At 35.7% G+C, this 14,717-nt stretch carries 18 protein-coding genes; 14 read left to right on the forward strand and 4 right to left on the reverse strand.

The window, feature by feature from the left end; genetic code table 11:
- The first annotated feature begins 96 nt into the window (after positions 1-96).
- The 8 genes from AB1K81_RS01605 to AB1K81_RS01640 all read left to right on the forward strand — a co-directional run bounded on the left by AB1K81_RS01605 (position 97) and on the right by AB1K81_RS01640 (position 7,407).
- Positions 97-714 (forward strand): YhcN/YlaJ family sporulation lipoprotein, encoded by a 618-nt coding sequence (locus AB1K81_RS01605; RefSeq protein ID WP_412974902.1) that lies wholly within the window; start codon positions 97-99, stop codon positions 712-714.
- 144 nt (positions 715-858) lie between these two features.
- Positions 859-1,497, forward strand: coding sequence for a class I SAM-dependent methyltransferase (locus tag AB1K81_RS01610; RefSeq protein ID WP_412974903.1), 639 nt, complete (start codon positions 859-861; stop codon positions 1,495-1,497).
- Positions 1,498-1,518: 21 nt separating this feature from the next.
- Complete coding sequence (locus AB1K81_RS01615; protein WP_412976097.1) at positions 1,519-1,980, forward strand: S-ribosylhomocysteine lyase; 462 nt, start codon at positions 1,519-1,521, stop codon at positions 1,978-1,980.
- A 17-nt stretch (positions 1,981-1,997) separates the two neighbouring features.
- A complete protein-coding gene (locus tag AB1K81_RS01620) occupies positions 1,998-2,933 on the forward strand; it encodes a PLP-dependent cysteine synthase family protein (RefSeq protein WP_412974904.1) in 936 nt (311 codons plus the stop codon).
- 1 nt (position 2,934) lies between these two features.
- Entirely contained in the window at positions 2,935-4,071 is a 1,137-nt protein-coding gene (locus AB1K81_RS01625) for a bifunctional cystathionine gamma-lyase/homocysteine desulfhydrase (RefSeq protein ID WP_412974905.1), read from the forward strand.
- A 154-nt stretch (positions 4,072-4,225) separates the two neighbouring features.
- Positions 4,226-5,596: a dipeptidase gene (locus tag AB1K81_RS01630; protein ID WP_412974906.1), complete on the forward strand. Its 1,371-nt coding sequence runs from the start codon at positions 4,226-4,228 to the stop codon at positions 5,594-5,596.
- A gap of 54 nt (positions 5,597-5,650) precedes the next feature.
- The gene (locus AB1K81_RS01635; protein ID WP_412974907.1) at positions 5,651-6,652 is read left to right on the forward strand and encodes a phosphotransferase enzyme family protein; all 1,002 of its coding nucleotides are present in this window, start codon (positions 5,651-5,653) and stop codon (positions 6,650-6,652) included.
- Positions 6,649-7,407, forward strand: coding sequence for a (S)-benzoin forming benzil reductase (locus tag AB1K81_RS01640; protein WP_412974908.1), 759 nt, complete (start codon positions 6,649-6,651; stop codon positions 7,405-7,407). The genes AB1K81_RS01635 and AB1K81_RS01640 overlap by 4 nt, the downstream gene beginning before the upstream one ends.
- Positions 7,408-7,462: 55 nt before the next feature.
- Here AB1K81_RS01640 and AB1K81_RS01645 read toward each other — a convergent pair whose 3' ends face one another.
- Both AB1K81_RS01645 and AB1K81_RS01650 read right to left on the reverse strand, forming a co-directional pair.
- Positions 7,463-7,561, reverse strand: a complete 99-nt coding sequence (locus tag AB1K81_RS01645) for a YjcZ family sporulation protein (RefSeq protein ID WP_412974909.1) — start codon at positions 7,559-7,561, stop codon at positions 7,463-7,465.
- Between the two features lie 49 nt (positions 7,562-7,610).
- Positions 7,611-7,745: a YjcZ family sporulation protein gene (locus AB1K81_RS01650; protein ID WP_412974910.1), complete on the reverse strand. Its 135-nt coding sequence runs from the start codon at positions 7,743-7,745 to the stop codon at positions 7,611-7,613.
- A gap of 223 nt (positions 7,746-7,968) precedes the next feature.
- Between AB1K81_RS01650 and map the strand changes: the two genes are divergently transcribed.
- The 3 genes from map (at position 7,969) to AB1K81_RS01665 (ending at position 9,851) form a co-directional block, all read left to right on the forward strand.
- Positions 7,969-8,721, forward strand: coding sequence for a type I methionyl aminopeptidase (map, locus tag AB1K81_RS01655; RefSeq protein ID WP_412974911.1), 753 nt, complete (start codon positions 7,969-7,971; stop codon positions 8,719-8,721).
- Between the two features lie 108 nt (positions 8,722-8,829).
- Entirely contained in the window at positions 8,830-9,558 is a 729-nt protein-coding gene (locus AB1K81_RS01660) for an AzlC family ABC transporter permease (RefSeq protein ID WP_412974912.1), read from the forward strand.
- Positions 9,555-9,851 carry an AzlD domain-containing protein gene (locus AB1K81_RS01665; RefSeq protein ID WP_412974913.1) on the forward strand — a complete coding sequence of 99 codons (297 nt, stop codon included), beginning with the start codon at positions 9,555-9,557 and terminating at the stop codon, positions 9,849-9,851. Before AB1K81_RS01660 ends, AB1K81_RS01665 begins: the two co-directional genes overlap by 4 nt.
- Before the next feature lie 226 nt (positions 9,852-10,077).
- Here AB1K81_RS01665 and AB1K81_RS01670 read toward each other — a convergent pair whose 3' ends face one another.
- Positions 10,078-10,797: an anti-sigma factor domain-containing protein gene (locus AB1K81_RS01670; RefSeq protein ID WP_412974914.1), complete on the reverse strand. Its 720-nt coding sequence runs from the start codon at positions 10,795-10,797 to the stop codon at positions 10,078-10,080.
- A 5-nt stretch (positions 10,798-10,802) separates the two neighbouring features.
- Entirely contained in the window at positions 10,803-11,366 is a 564-nt protein-coding gene (locus AB1K81_RS01675) for an RNA polymerase sigma factor (RefSeq protein ID WP_412974915.1), read from the reverse strand.
- Between the two features lie 130 nt (positions 11,367-11,496).
- Between AB1K81_RS01675 and AB1K81_RS01680 the strand changes: the two genes are divergently transcribed.
- From AB1K81_RS01680 to AB1K81_RS01690, 3 genes are read left to right on the forward strand one after another with little or no spacing between them, the layout of a single operon-like run.
- A complete protein-coding gene (locus AB1K81_RS01680) occupies positions 11,497-12,639 on the forward strand; it encodes a COG1470 family protein (protein ID WP_412974916.1) in 1,143 nt (380 codons plus the stop codon).
- On the forward strand, positions 12,640-13,611 hold the full coding sequence (locus AB1K81_RS01685) for an ABC transporter ATP-binding protein (protein ID WP_412976098.1): 972 nt from the start codon (positions 12,640-12,642) through the stop codon (positions 13,609-13,611). It abuts the gene before it with no gap.
- A gap of 40 nt (positions 13,612-13,651) precedes the next feature.
- Positions 13,652-14,626, forward strand: coding sequence for an ABC transporter permease (locus AB1K81_RS01690; protein ID WP_412976099.1), 975 nt, complete (start codon positions 13,652-13,654; stop codon positions 14,624-14,626).
- The last annotated feature ends 91 nt before the right edge of the window (positions 14,627-14,717 follow it).

Consider the following 14,717-nt stretch of genomic DNA (forward strand, 5'->3'; position numbering starts at 1 on the left):
TGTTTGGTGTGGTTTCCAATTAAAGGTCAGTGTTAATTAGCATAAACAGTTCAGGCTGATACATACTAAAAAATGATGAGAGGAGGGATAAAGAAGATGAAAAAACAAATCATCAGTGTTGCTTTAGCTTCTTTATTTATTGTTTCTGGATGTGCTGGGGACAATGAAGAAGGCCAAAGAGGCACAGAAAATAACAATATCCAACCAGTTAGGTATCAAAATAATCCAGAAGGTTTAGAACGTGATAATCGAAACTATTCGATGCAACGTGATTTAGAGGAACCTAACCGTTTTAGAAATATAAATAACGATACAAGAAATATCAACAATCAAAATGAACAAACGAATTCTAATCGTTATGATGTAGCTGAAGAAGCAGCTGATTTAATAGTTGAACGAGTTGACGTTATTGATAATGCTTATGTTCTGACAACGGACAATAACGCTTATGTTGCTGCTGAATTAGATACTCATCGAAATGGTAATAACTTAAATCACAAAAATGATGATTTAACAGATGATGTGAAGAATGAGATATCTAAAATTGTGAAATCCGTTGATAATAGCATCGAAAATGTTTATGTATCAACTAATCCCGATTTTCTTGATTTAGCGAATAATTATGCTGGCGATGTGGAACGAGGAGAACCAATTGAAGGCTTCTTTGAAGAAATTGGGAATATGATTGAACGTGTTTTTCCACAAAATAGATAATATAGAAAAAAGTGCTTCCTTATAGGAGGCGCTTTTTTTGATGCTCTTTCTTTTCATATTCCCTCAACATATGGTACAGTAGAACATATAATTCATATTAAACATAGTGGTTTACTATGATTTCTGAAATATGGAGCTGAGAATATGGGAAGAGAATTTTTAGAGATATTTGAAGAGTGGGCTAATGATTACGATAAAACTGTCAATGGGCAAGACCCTGAATATATAGAGGTTTTTCGACATTATGACCAAATTTTAGATGAAGTTGTAAACAATTCGGTAGGCACAGTTCTTGAATTTGGTGTTGGTACGGGTAATTTAACGAAAAAAATAATGGATAAAGGGCATCACGTGATTGGGATTGAGCCTTCACCTGCTATGCGAGAAATCGCTAAAGTTAAATTACCTAAACTTTCTATCCAAGATGGTGATTTTCTAAATTTTCCGGTACCTGATAATCAGGTCAATACTATTGTTAGTTCTTATGCCTTTCATCATTTAAATGATCAAGAAAAAGAAGAAGCTATTAAAAAATTAGCAAAATTACTCCCTAAAGGTGGTAAAATTGTTTTTGCGGATACACTTTTCGTATCAGACTTGGCGAGGCAGCGAAAGATAAAAGAAGCTCTAGATTCTGGATTTCTTGCATTAGCTGAGGACCTACGAAGAGAGTACTATCCAAACCTCGAAACTATCGAACGAATTTTTTCTGACAATAATTTTAATGTTTCTTTTAAACAGATGAATGAATTTGTTTGGTTAATCATAGCAACTTATAAATAAGGTATAAAGGAGAAGATGGAGATTATGAAAAAAATGAATGTAGAAAGCTTTAATTTAGATCATACAAAAGTAAAGGCACCTTACGTTAGACTTGTTGGAGTAACAGAAGGTGCAAATGGCGATAAAGTTTATAAGTATGATATACGATTTAAACAACCGAATAAAGAGCATATGGAGATGGCTGGATTACATTCATTAGAGCATTTAATGGCAGAAAATATTCGCAACCATATGGATAATGTACTTGATATCAGTCCGATGGGGTGTCAAACAGGTTTCTATTTGGCAATTTTAAATAATGATTCATATGATGAGGTGTTAACTACTTTGGAAAAAACATTACAAGATGTATTAGCAGCTGACGAAGTGCCAGCATGTAATGAAGTCCAATGTGGTTGGGCTGCAAATCATAGCTTAGAGGGTGCAAAAGAAATAGCAGAAGAAATGCTAGCTAAAAAAGATGGTTGGAGAGAAGTTTTTTAAAATAATGGGGTGAAAAAATGGCATTATATCAGTCGATACACGATTTAATCGGCCATACTCCTTTGCTTAAACTTCAAAATATCAGCATACCAAATGGTGTTAATATATATGCGAAACTAGAGTTTTATAATCCTGGTGGAAGTATAAAAGACCGATTAGGGTCTGAACTTATAACGGATGCTTTAAAAAAGGGAAAAATAACTGAAGGTGGTACCATCATCGAACCTACAGCTGGGAATACTGGAATTGGATTAGCAATTGCTGCTAAAAATGAAGGGTTAAAGGTTATATTTGTTGTTCCAGAGCATTTTAGTCAAGAAAAACAATTGATTATGCAAGCATTAGGAGCTACTATCATTCATACACCAAGAGAAGATGGTATGGTTGGTGCTATTAAAAAAACCGAGGAGCTTCTAAAAGAAATTCCAAATAGCTATTCACCACAACAATTTTCTAATCCTGCAAATCCTCAGACGTATTATAAAACTTTAGCTCCAGAGATTTGGCAGGAGTTAGATGGAAAAATAGATACTTTTGTGGCAGGTGCAGGTTCTGGTGGTACTTTTATGGGTTGTTCTCGCTTTTTAAAGGAAAAGTCTTCGCATATAAAGACGGTAATTGTTGAGCCAGAGGGATCAATTATTGCAGGTGGTGCTCCAGGTCCCCATCGTACGGAAGGTATTGGGATGGAATTTTTGCCTACCTTTATGGATACAAGTTATTTTGATCAAATACACACAGTACGTGATGAAGACGCTTTTATGATGGTTGAAAGACTTGCAAGTGAAGAGGGACTGTTAGTAGGAAGTTCTTCTGGTGCTGCGATGCATGCTGCAATAGAAGAAGCAAAGGTTGCCAAACAGGATTCGAATATCGTTGTCATTTTTCCGGATGGTAGCGATCGGTATTTGAGTAAACAGATTTACCCAGATGTTTTAGGGAAGGAGTTATAATATGCGTTCAAAAACAAAAATGGTTCATGGTGGAATTACACGTGATGAACAAACAGGTGCAGTTTCCGTACCAATTTATCAAGTGAGCACGTATAAGCAGGATGGTGTTGGGAATTTCCGTGGATATGAATATTCTCGTACAGGCAACCCCACTAGACACGCACTTGAAACCGTAATTGCGGATTTAGAGAATGGTTCGCATGGATTTGCTTTCGGTTCAGGAATGGCTGCTATTACAACAGTTATGATGCTATTAGATGCAGGAGACCATGTCATTCTAACGGATGATGTATATGGTGGATCATATCGTTTAATGACCAAGGTATTGGAACGGTTTGATTTACAGAATTCATTTGTTGATACAAGTAATCCGGATAAGGTCGAGGATGCAATACAGGAAAATACAAAGGCACTATATATAGAAACACCTACAAATCCACTTTTAAAGATTACTGACATTAAAAAGATGGCTAGTATCGCTAAGAAACACAATCTGCTTTTAATAGTGGATAATACGTTTGCAACACCATATTGGCAACAACCATTAGAAATGGGAGCAGATATTGTTCTTCATAGTGCTACAAAATATATTGGTGGTCATAGTGATGTTGTAGCAGGATTAGTGGCAGTAAGTTCTAAAGAATTAGCGGAAAGAATTCATTTTCTGCAAAATTCTGTTGGGGCAGTTTTAGGACCTCAAGATTCCTGGTTATTAATGAGAGGGATTAAAACATTAGCTTTGCGAATGGAAGCAATTGAAGCAAATACGCAAAAAATAGTTGCGTTTCTACAAGAGCATGAAAAAGTTAGTACGATTTATTATCCTGGTATAGAGTCACATCCTGGTCATAAGCGAGCCAAAGAACAAATGTCTGGCTTCGGTGGCATGATCTCCTTTGACGTAGGAAGTGGAGCATTGGCGGAAGAAGTACTGAAAAAGGTTAAGTATTTCACACTAGCTGAAAGTCTCGGAGCAGTAGAAAGCTTGATTTCTTTACCTGCTAAAATGACACATGCATCCATTCCAGCAGATAGAAGAGCAGAACTTGGAATTACTGATGGATTAATTCGAATTTCTGTCGGAATTGAGGATGTACAAGATTTAATTGAAGATTTAGACCAAGCATTAGAAAATTAAGTTAGGGGCAGCTTTAGAAGCTGTCCTTTTTGGTTTTTAGGAAAAACTATTCTCCAATTACTTCAACTTTAAATATAGCAAGAAAGTCTTATAGTTATTTCTTCCCAAAATATGCTAGAATGAACACAATATAAGATAGAAAGGAATGGCTTCGATGAGTGAAAAAGCACTACAATACTTAAAAGATAACCGAGATCAATTACTAATGAAACTAAATGAATTTTTGTCTATTCCGAGTGTTAGTACAGATAGTGTACATAAAGAAGATGTAAGAAAAGCAGCAAACTTCTTAGAAGAATATTTAACTGATATAGGCTTTGATAATATTCTACAAATAGAAACGAAAAAGCATCCTATTGTTTATGCTGAGTATACAAACGCTGGTCCAGAAGCACCCACAGTATTACTATATGGTCATTATGATGTCCAACCAGTAGATCCAATCGATTTATGGGAAAGTAATCCTTTTAAACCAGAAGTTCGAGACGGACGTCTTTATGCACGTGGTTCAAGTGATGATAAAGGGCAAGTATTTATGCATTTGGCTGTATTTGAAGCAATCATCAAAACAGAAGGTAAGCTACCTCTCAATGTAAAGGTTTGCCTAGAAGGAGAAGAGGAAATTGGTAGTGAAAACCTGTATGCCATGCTACAAGAGAAAAAGGATTTATTCGACGCTGACTTTGCTGTAATTTCTGATTCTGGAATGGTAGCAAAAAACCAACCGACAATTTTGTATGGATTAAAAGGTTTTACTGGAATAGAAATTACCGTTACAGGGCCAGATCATGATCTTCATTCTGGTATGTATGGTGGTGCAGTCCGTAATCCAATTATGGCCCTCTCACATATTCTTAGTTCTATGAAAGATGAGGAGGAAGTTGTGACTGTAGAGGGTTTCTATGATGGAGTAGAAGATTTAACGGAAGGGGAAAGAAAGCTAATTGAACAAGTTCCAGGAGAAGACTTTGTCAAAGCTACAGGTATTCCAGAATCTGTTTCAGAAAAAGGGTATACACCAAAAGAACATACAATGGCTCGTCCAACATTTGAAGTTAATGGTATTTATGGCGGATATCAAGGTGAAGGAACGAAAACAATTATTCCAACTTCTGCCACAGCAAAAATCACATGCAGATTAGTGCCAGGTCAAGACCCAACCGAAATACAAAATGCTCTTGAAGCACATGTGAAAAAAGTTGCTCCTAAAGGCGTAACAGTAACTGTTAAGAAAGAGAAGCTTTCTGCTAAAGCTTATAAGGTAGAGCCTAATCATCCGTTAATACAAAAAGCTGCAAAAAGCTATACGAAAGCATTTGGTAAAGAAACGGTTTATGTTCGTATGGGTGGATCAATTCCAGTAGTAGAATGGATAGAGGATATTTACGGAATGCCGATCGTTTTATTAGGTTTCGGCACCCCAGATGATAGGCTACACTCACCAAATGAAAGCTTCCCATTAGATAGTTTTGATAAAGGTATGGAGACTTTAGTTTATTATTGGAATGAAGTAAAAGAGAATTAGTAGGACACTATCCCCAGGAATCTCCTGGGAAATTCTTTATAGGGGGGGTTCCGAGTGGAGCGAACAGTAGAAGCAGTATTTAGTCAAGAAATTATCAATAAATTTTTAATGGCATATGAATTAGATAACGAGTATAAATTACTAGGAGACTTTGAAAACTATGTGTATGAAGTAACAAAGGGTGATGAAGCTTTCATTTTACGTATCACACATAGCTCACACCGAAGTGAGGAAGAAATATATGGTGAAATAGAGTGGTTAAACTTCCTTCATGAGAATGGGGCAAATGTGTCTGTTGTTTTTTCTTCCATTAATCAATACCTAGTAGAAAAACAAGTCGCAGAAGATGAGACCATTTTTTATGCATGCCTGTTTTCAAAAGTAAAAGGAAATCCTATCCGTTCCAACGATCCTAAGTTCAATACTACATTGTTTCATAGTTGGGGTAGGGAAATTGGTAAATTACATCGTATAACATCTGAATTTCAGCCACAAACCGGGATAAGAAAACAGTGGTTCGAAGATGATTTGTTTGAGATAGAAAAGTATGTGTCTAATGAACCAATTGTAATTGAACGTACAAAAGAAATTATTAGTAAATTAAAGCAGTTACCTGAAGAGAATTTTGGTCTCATTCATAATGATGTCCATAATGGAAATTTTTTCTTTGACGGAAAGGAAATTCATATCTTTGATTTTGATGATGCCTGTTATTTTTGGCATGTATCGGATATTGCAATTCCTTTGTACTATGCATGTACTTCTCTTTTTCCAGATGAATCGAATCAACTACAGAAAGCTCAATTTGCCAATGAATTTATTACTTCGTTTATTAATGGGTATGCTGAAGAAATACAACCTCCTACTAACTGGAAAGAATTGTTATCTTTATTCTTAAAAGTAAGAGATATTACGCTTTATTCAGCATTAAATAAAAAGATTGCTCCAAAAGAACGGAATGAAAGAATCCAAGGTTGGATGAAGCAAATTAAAAATAGAATTGAACAAAGTATTCCGATCGTATCAATTAATGAAGGAGAAGAGGTTTATAAATGAAATTAGCTCTAATCACAGGGGTTTCTAAAGGGTTAGGAGAATCCATTGCAAAGCTTTTTCTAGAGTCTGGAATTCATGTGTTAGGTGTTTCGAGAAATGTAAATAAGCACTTAGAAAAGGTTGCTGCAAGTAATCAGGTAAAATATCACCATTATCCTTGCGATTTAGGAAGTATGAATGAGTTAGAGGAAACAATTGAAAAGTTAAAAGTAGATATTGCTAGTTATGATCCTTCATTATTGTATTTAATTAATAATGCTGCCGTTATTGATCCGATTAATCAAGTTTCTAATATTAATAATCGAGATCTTCAATATCATATTCAACTTAACACGGTCGTACCGATGATTCTTTCTAACCAAATGTTAAATTTTACATCTAGTACAGATACGACCTTTATTTGTGTAAATATTACATCTGGTGCAGCTAATAGACCAATATATGGTTGGGGACTGTATTGTAGCTCGAAAGCAAGCATAAATATGTATACAAAAACAGCAGCTCTTGAACAGGATATATTAAAAACAGGAAATAAAATTATTGCCTTTAATCCAGGAATAATGGATACATCTATGCAACAAACGATACGCTCTAGTACGAAAGAAGCTTTTTATGAAGTGGAGAAATTTAAAGGATATAAGGAAAGTAAACAGCTACGAAGTACTGATACAGTTGGTGGGATTTTAATTGATATACTGAATGATGAAGCCAGTATCGAAAATGGAAAAATATACGATGTAAATGAATATGTATAGAAGAAAGGATGTCTTTATAGATTTTCACTATAAGACATCCTACTATTTTTAGATATTAGTAATATCCTTTTCCATAGCCACCTGCACCAACGATAATAAGCAGGATAAATAGAACAACGATTAACGCAAATCCGCCTTCAAATCCGTGTCCCATTATATATCACCTCCTATTTTAATATCCCTTTTATCTATTTATTAGGCCGTTAATAGCCCCAACCGCCACCAGCTCCATAACCATAGCTACCACCGCCGTAGCCACTAGCACCAACTATGATTAATAAAATAAACAGCACAACAATAAAGGCAAAGCCTTTTCCATATTCTTTTTCATTACTCATCTATTGCCACCTCCTCTAGTACAATGTATGTAACATTTGTCTCGGTGACAGGGCGAATGTACGGTATATAGTTTAGAATTGGCGTATTTTGTTTCGTCAAAGGTACAAGCTTTCCTGAATATAATTGGTTGTAATGAAAGAGATTTAAAAATGTGTTACACTAAGAAAATGAAAAATATGCTATATGCCAGCGTAAATGCTGATAGATAGAAAGGACGATTTCATGATTACAAGAAAAAGCAGACGTGAAGTTGAGCAAATGCAGAAGGCTGCAGATTTACTAGTTCAAGTTCATAAAGAAATTGCAAACATGATTAAACCTGGGATTAGTACAATGGAAATTGATTCTTTTGTTGACCGATTTTTAGAAGAGCATGGTGCAACACCAGAACAAAAGGGATATAATGGATTCCCTTATGCGACATGCGCTTCAATTAATGATGAAATTTGCCATGGTTTTCCGAGAGAAGATAAACTTCAGGACGGAGATATTGTAACGATTGATATGGTTGTTAATTTAGATGGTGGATTAGCAGATTCTGCATGGACGTATGCTGTAGGAAATGTTGATGAAGACGGTCTACGTCTTATGGAAGTAACAAAAAAATCATTATATATCGGAATTGAACAAGCGAAAGCTGGTAATCGAATTGGTGATATTGGCCATGCAATACAAACTTATGCTGAAGGAGAGGGATTTTCAGTCGTACGTGACTTTACCGGCCATGGAATTGGACCGACAATTCATGAGGATCCACATATTCCGCATTTTGGCTTACCAAATAAAGGGCTTCGTTTAAAGCCTGGAATGGTTATTACGATTGAACCAATGTTGAATGAAGGTGATTGGCGTAGTAAGGTCGATAGTAATAATTGGACGGCAAGAACTGTGGATGGTGGTCGTTCTGCACAGTATGAGCATACGATTGTTATAACAGAAGGAGATCCAATTATTTTAACGGAACAAGATAAATAAAGCTTAAGGAAATCTGTACAACAACTGTACAGATTTTTTTGCTTCTATGGTTTTCACTATTCATTTTATCAGTTATAATTATTAGAAATTTTAATGGGGGATATAAGAATGGAAACCATCAACTTAAATAGAAAGACAGTAGCTGCAAAAATGACCATGTTTAAACGGGGGTTTACGGTTGGCTTTCCAATTATGCTAGGTTATATTCCGATAGCGATAACGTATGGGGTACTTGCTAAACAGGCAGGGCTGACACTTACTGAGCTAACTTTAATGAGTGTTTTAGTCTTTGCTGGAGCCAGTCAATTTATGGGAGCTAACATGATAGCTCTCGGAGCAGGGGCAATAGAAATAATTATCGCAACCTTTGTGTTAAACTTTCGACATTTTGTAATGAGCTTGTCTTATATGAATCGAATGCGCCCTGTTGCATTGAAATGGAAATTACCTTTATCCCTTGGATTAACGGATGAAACATTTGCTGTGTCATCTTTACATACTAAAGAAGCGAATGAAGAAAAAGGTTTTATATTTTATATTACCCTTACATTAATTGCCTATCTTTCTTGGGTATTTGGCTCTTTACTAGGTGGTGTCTTAGGGGAGATTATTCCTGAAGTATTGAGTCAAAGCATGGGAATAGCCCTTTATGCGATGTTTATTGGTTTATTAGTACCTTCTGTAAAAAAAGAGCTTAGGGTAGGAATGATAGCATTAGTTGCTATGTTAGTAAATGTTATATGTCTTCAGTTTATGAGTAGTGGCTGGGCAATTGTTGTTGGAACTGTGTTAGGTGGGTTAAGTGGTGTTTTTTTGTTGAAGGAGGAACGCTCATGATTTGGTTCATTATTATCGGAATGTCAATAGTTACGATGCTGCCAAGGGTAATTCCCGCATTTATTGTAGATAAACTTCAATTTAAAGATTGGGTGAACCGGTGGCTAAACGCAATTCCATATGCAGCATTAGGGGCACTCATATTTCCTGGAGTAATGACGGTTAATCCCGATAAACCACATATTGGATTGTTTGGAGCGTTAGTTGCAGTAGTCTTAGCTTATATAGGATTAAATGTCATTTTTGTAGTGATTGGCGCAATATTATCAGTATTTTTGCTTACGACCTTCTAAATAGGAAAGGTTTAGGTGAGACCCGAGAATGCACCTTACAAGCCCCATGAGGCAAAGAAGACACTGCGAGGTCGTCTCGAGCAGATGTCGCGCTTGTGCTGTGAAGTGCAAAGAAGACACTGCGAGGTCCTCTCGAGCAGATGTCGCACTTGTTGCTGGAAGTAAAAGAGAAAATAATTTTGGAGTGGGGGAAGTGCACCGTCCTCCTCACCTAACTTAATTCCTATTATTGCTTTAAATCAATAAACAATGTTTCTGGCCCTGTTGGTAGTTGGCTTCCGCCTAATGGCTCTACACTTACTTTAATAAACCGGAGTGTCTTTACATTTGGTCCTTTATAATAAACTTGCACTCTACCATTTTGCAGGCGTAACAGTTCTTCTTTCCACCCGTTATTATCATGGACTAGCCACACTTGATAGTCTTGAGCTTCAAGAGGTTTAAGTCCATCCACCTGTAAATATAGCTCGTTTGTTACTTCATTTAACCACACGTCACCGCGAATATTTCGATCCATGGTTACCGGAGTAACATCTAGTCTGTTAGTTGCTGGATTATTCATAAAGTGTTGTTCTGGTATTAAATCATGCTGGGCAGTAATATATTCTTTACCTGATAATTCGGCAACAGGTTGTTGTTTACTGAATTGGAACAAGCCTAAGCCAATGAAAAAGATTGCTGCAGCACTGATTACCGAATACATAGCTTTTCGGTTACTGCTTTTCTGCTTATCATCTGACTTAGAACTGATGGAAGTTACTATACGCTCGTTTAAGGTATCGGAAGGATTATGTTCCTTGTTGTTGCTCAGTATCTGGTTCCAAGATTTTAATTGTTCAGTACAATACGCACAGTAATTCAGATGATGATTTATCGTTTCGTAAACTTCCTCCGATAAATTCCCTAAAGCGTAATCAACAAGTAATTCTTCTGGAATATGTCTCATTTTTCTCACTCCTTGTCCGTTCTAGCCCAATGAAGTAAGGTCTTTTGCTTTCGTAAGTTTTGCAGGCCGTAACGTATTGAGGATTTTATCGTACCAAGTGGTTTATCATACATATTTGCTAATTCTCGTTGAGATTTCCCTTCAAAATAGGCTCCGTAAATTAAATCTCGTTGTTTTTGAGGAAGTTGATTTAAGGCACTTTCTAATATTTCTCTTTCAATTTCCATTAAAACATACATTTCTAGTTTTATAGATTGCTCCGTATCAAGTTTTTCTAATTTGTTAAGTAAAACAGGCTGATGTTTCCTTAAACGATCTATACACCTACTCCTAGTTTTAACTGCTAACCATGCTTTTACACTGCCTCTATCTGGTCTATATTGCAATGGTTTTTGAAAGACTTCGATAAAAACATCATGGCAAATATCCTCTGCTTCTTTCTGGTCTTCTAACAACTTAATTGCAATCTGAAGGACAAAGGATACATAAGTTTCATAAAATTGATTGAATGCAGCCTGAGAACCCTTTGCAATTAATTTCAAGAGTTTTTCATCCTGCTTTGTATCCATTATAGGACCCCCTTCTAATTTTCTGACAATATCTTAGCAAAAAAGTATGGAATAATTATAAAAAAATAAATCCGTTCTCCAAAAAATCTCGTATCATTTATGAATTTAGAAAATAAGGAGGATATGTCAGATGATTAGAAAAATATTCTATTCATTATTAACACTAGTGATAGGAGGGTTCTTTATTACCTCAACCGCTTTTGCCGAAGTCTCTGTCTATACTCCACATACTGGTCTTTCTGTAACACCAGGGGAGGATATTGAATACTCGGTAGATATTATAAATAGTGGTAGTTCGATAGAAAATGTAGGATTTGCGGTGAGAGGACTACCAGAAGGTTGGGAATATCAAATCTCATCAAATGGTACTAATATTGAGCAATTATCTATTCGACCAAATGCGGAACAATCTATTCGATTAGTTGTAACCGTCCCATTACAAGTAGAAAAAGGAAGGTATGAATTTGATTTAGTAGCGGAAGGAAGTAGTACTAGTACACTAGATTTATTAGTTAATGTAACAGAAGAAGGTACGTTTAAAACAAACTTCACTATCGATCAACCTAATATGGAAGGACATGCTGATTCAACCTTTGAATATAGTACAACATTGAAAAATCAAACAGCAGAACAGCAACATTATTCCTTATCTTCACAAGCACCAAATGGATGGACAACACAATTTAAGGTAGATGGAAATGGGGTAACTTCAGTAACACTTGAACCTAACGAAGAAAAAACAGTAGATATCGTCGTGACCCCTGCAAATAATGCAAAGGCTGATACGTATAAAATTCCAGTTAAAGCCCAATCTGGTGGAACTTCAAGTGAGATTGAGTTAGAAGCAGTTATTACTGGTAAGTATGGATTAACTATTTCAACGCCAAATGGGTTATTAAGTGATGATATAACTGCTGGAGGAGATACGGTCATTGATTTAGTAGTTGAAAATACCGGATCAGTTGATTTAACAGATATTAATGTAAAGTCATCTACCCCACCAAAGTGGGAAGTAGAGTTTGATAGAGATACTATCCCAACACTGAAGGCAGGGGAAAAAGCAAACGTGAAAGCAACATTAAAAGCTCCAGAAGATGCAATAGCTGGGGACTATGCTGCTACATTTAGTGCGGATACTGGTGAGGCTTCCTCTGAAGCTAATTTCCGTATTTCCGTTAAAACTTCCACTGCTTGGGGATTTGTTGGGGTCGCAATTATTCTAGTTGTCGTTGGCGGACTCTACTATATTTTTAAAAAATATGGGAGGAGATAACTGGTGAATGAGGCAATTATTGAAGTTGAAGAACTCACAAAAATTTATGATGATGTACCTGCAGTTGATCGGTTATCTTTATCCATTAAAAAGGGTGAGATATTCGGATTATTAGGGCCAAATGGAGCCGGGAAGTCTACCACAATTTTCATGTTATTAGGATTAACAGAGCCAACTAGTGGAAGTTTAAGTGTCTGTGGAATAGACTCTACGAAAAATCCATTAGAGGTTAAAAAGCGAGTAGGGTATTTACCAGATGATCTGGGATTCTATCAACATATGACTGGTTTTGAAAACCTCTTATATACAGCTTCGCTAAATGGGATTCCAGGGCATGAGGCAAAAGAGCGGGCGATTTCTTTGCTAGAACAAGTAGGATTAGAAGATGCTATGCATAAGAAAACAGGAAAGTATTCTCGTGGGATGAAACAACGTCTCGGGCTTGCTGATGTTTTAATTAAAAATCCCGAAGTAATTATATTAGACGAACCTACTTTAGGGATTGATCCAGAAGGGGTACGTGAATTACTAAGGTTAATTAAAAGCCTGAATCAAGAAAAGAATATAACGGTTTTACTTTCCTCACATCATTTACATCAGGTGCAACAAGTATGTGATCGAGTTGGTATATTTGTTAAAGGTAAGCTACTTGCTAAAGGAAATATGGATGATTTGGCGGGACAATTATTTAAGAACGATGTTTATATTGTTCATTTAGAGGCTGAACCTATTACAGGAGATATGATAAATGAACTAATGGCTATTAAAGAAGTTAGTCGTGTAGAAAGATTAGATAATTCAAGTATAGATATTTATTGTGAAAAAGATATTACTCCAATAATTGCCAAGAAAGTAATGTCTTATGATATAGATTTGACAAATATTAGTAAGAAAAATTTCGGATTGGATGAAATCTATCATCTGTACTTTGAAGGGCGTGATTTAAATGAAGCTACAGCAAATAAAAAGTAAGATCACCTTCAAAAAGAGTAAGGAAGAAGTACTAGATAAGATGGATAAGAGACAATCTGTCTTCAGTGCGATTGTTCAAAAGGAATTTACAGACTATATAAGAAGTTGGAGAATCATTATCCTACTTATTATTATTGGGTTAACTTGCCTTGGTTCTTTATACACTGCTATAACAACTATTAAGGATACATTAGATCAGTCGGATGAAGCGAAGGAACTTGCTAAACATTCTTACCTATTTCTAAAATTATTTACAACATCAGATGGAACATTACCACCTTTTATTACATTCGTAACAATACTAGGCCCATTGTTAGGGGTAGCATTAGGATTTGATGCTATTAATTCAGAGCGAAATAAGGGTACTCTAACAAGGTTAATGGCTCAACCGATTCCAAGAGATTATGTAATTAATGCCAAATTTGTAGCGGCGCTATTAGTAAATATGGTGCTATTTTTTGCACTTGGATTATTAGTTATGGCACTAGGAATCCTCATTATCGGCTTACCATTAACTTTCGAAGAGTTTATCCGGATACTATGTTTTTTAGTGTTATGTATTGTATATATCGCTTTCTGGCTAAATTTAGGAATTCTCTTTTCTGTACGCTTTAAACAAGCAGCTACTTCAGCACTATCTGGTATAGCGGTATGGATTTTCTTTAGTATTTTTTATAATATGATCATAGATTTTATTAGTAAAGGCTATTTAAATACAGAGTCCATATCTAGTATGGAGGAGGCTATTAATCGGCAAGAGACAATCTTAAATTTATATAGGTTGTCACCAAGCTATCTATTCTCTGAATCTACAACTACACTATTATCACCTGGAGTAAGAACTTTAGGTCCTTTAACAATGGAGCAAACAGTAGGTGCTCTAGCTGGTCCATTACCACTCGGACAAAGCTTACTATTAATCTGGCCTCAATTAACTGGGCTAATAGCAGCAACACTAATCTGCTTCATGATTGCCTATTATTTATTTATTAGGCAAGAAATTCGAACTAATTAAAATAGATACAGGTATATATACCTGTATCTATTTTAATTGGAAATATTTACTCTAAATATCGACAAAAAAAGAAATTGACATATAGAGTAAT

The organism is Ornithinibacillus jepli (assembly GCF_047228935.1).
GTDB lineage: Bacteria > Bacillota > Bacilli > Bacillales > Amphibacillaceae > Ornithinibacillus.

Bases quoted from the DNA above. Each gene is read 5' to 3' on its own strand.
- AB1K81_RS01640 (WP_412974908.1), top strand. From the start codon at position 6,649: ATGAAATTAGCTCTAATCACAGGGGTTTCTAAAGGGTTAGGAGAATCC.
- AB1K81_RS01675 (WP_412974915.1), bottom strand. From the start codon at position 11,366: ATGGATACAAAGCAGGATGAAAAACTCTTGAAATTAATTGCAAAGGGT.
- AB1K81_RS01625 (WP_412974905.1), top strand. From the start codon at position 2,935: ATGCGTTCAAAAACAAAAATGGTTCATGGTGGAATTACACGTGATGAA.
- AB1K81_RS01650 (WP_412974910.1), bottom strand. From the start codon at position 7,745: ATGAGTAATGAAAAAGAATATGGAAAAGGCTTTGCCTTTATTGTTGTG.
- map (WP_412974911.1), top strand. From the start codon at position 7,969: ATGATTACAAGAAAAAGCAGACGTGAAGTTGAGCAAATGCAGAAGGCT.
- AB1K81_RS01620 (WP_412974904.1), top strand. From the start codon at position 1,998: ATGGCATTATATCAGTCGATACACGATTTAATCGGCCATACTCCTTTG.
- AB1K81_RS01690 (WP_412976099.1), top strand. From the start codon at position 13,652: ATGGATAAGAGACAATCTGTCTTCAGTGCGATTGTTCAAAAGGAATTT.
- AB1K81_RS01610 (WP_412974903.1), top strand. From the start codon at position 859: ATGGGAAGAGAATTTTTAGAGATATTTGAAGAGTGGGCTAATGATTAC.
- AB1K81_RS01630 (WP_412974906.1), top strand. From the start codon at position 4,226: ATGAGTGAAAAAGCACTACAATACTTAAAAGATAACCGAGATCAATTA.
- AB1K81_RS01645 (WP_412974909.1), bottom strand. From the start codon at position 7,561: ATGGGACACGGATTTGAAGGCGGATTTGCGTTAATCGTTGTTCTATTT.
- AB1K81_RS01680 (WP_412974916.1), top strand. From the start codon at position 11,497: ATGATTAGAAAAATATTCTATTCATTATTAACACTAGTGATAGGAGGG.
- AB1K81_RS01605 (WP_412974902.1), top strand. From the start codon at position 97: ATGAAAAAACAAATCATCAGTGTTGCTTTAGCTTCTTTATTTATTGTT.
- AB1K81_RS01660 (WP_412974912.1), top strand. From the start codon at position 8,830: ATGGAAACCATCAACTTAAATAGAAAGACAGTAGCTGCAAAAATGACC.
- AB1K81_RS01670 (WP_412974914.1), bottom strand. From the start codon at position 10,797: ATGAGACATATTCCAGAAGAATTACTTGTTGATTACGCTTTAGGGAAT.
- AB1K81_RS01665 (WP_412974913.1), top strand. From the start codon at position 9,555: ATGATTTGGTTCATTATTATCGGAATGTCAATAGTTACGATGCTGCCA.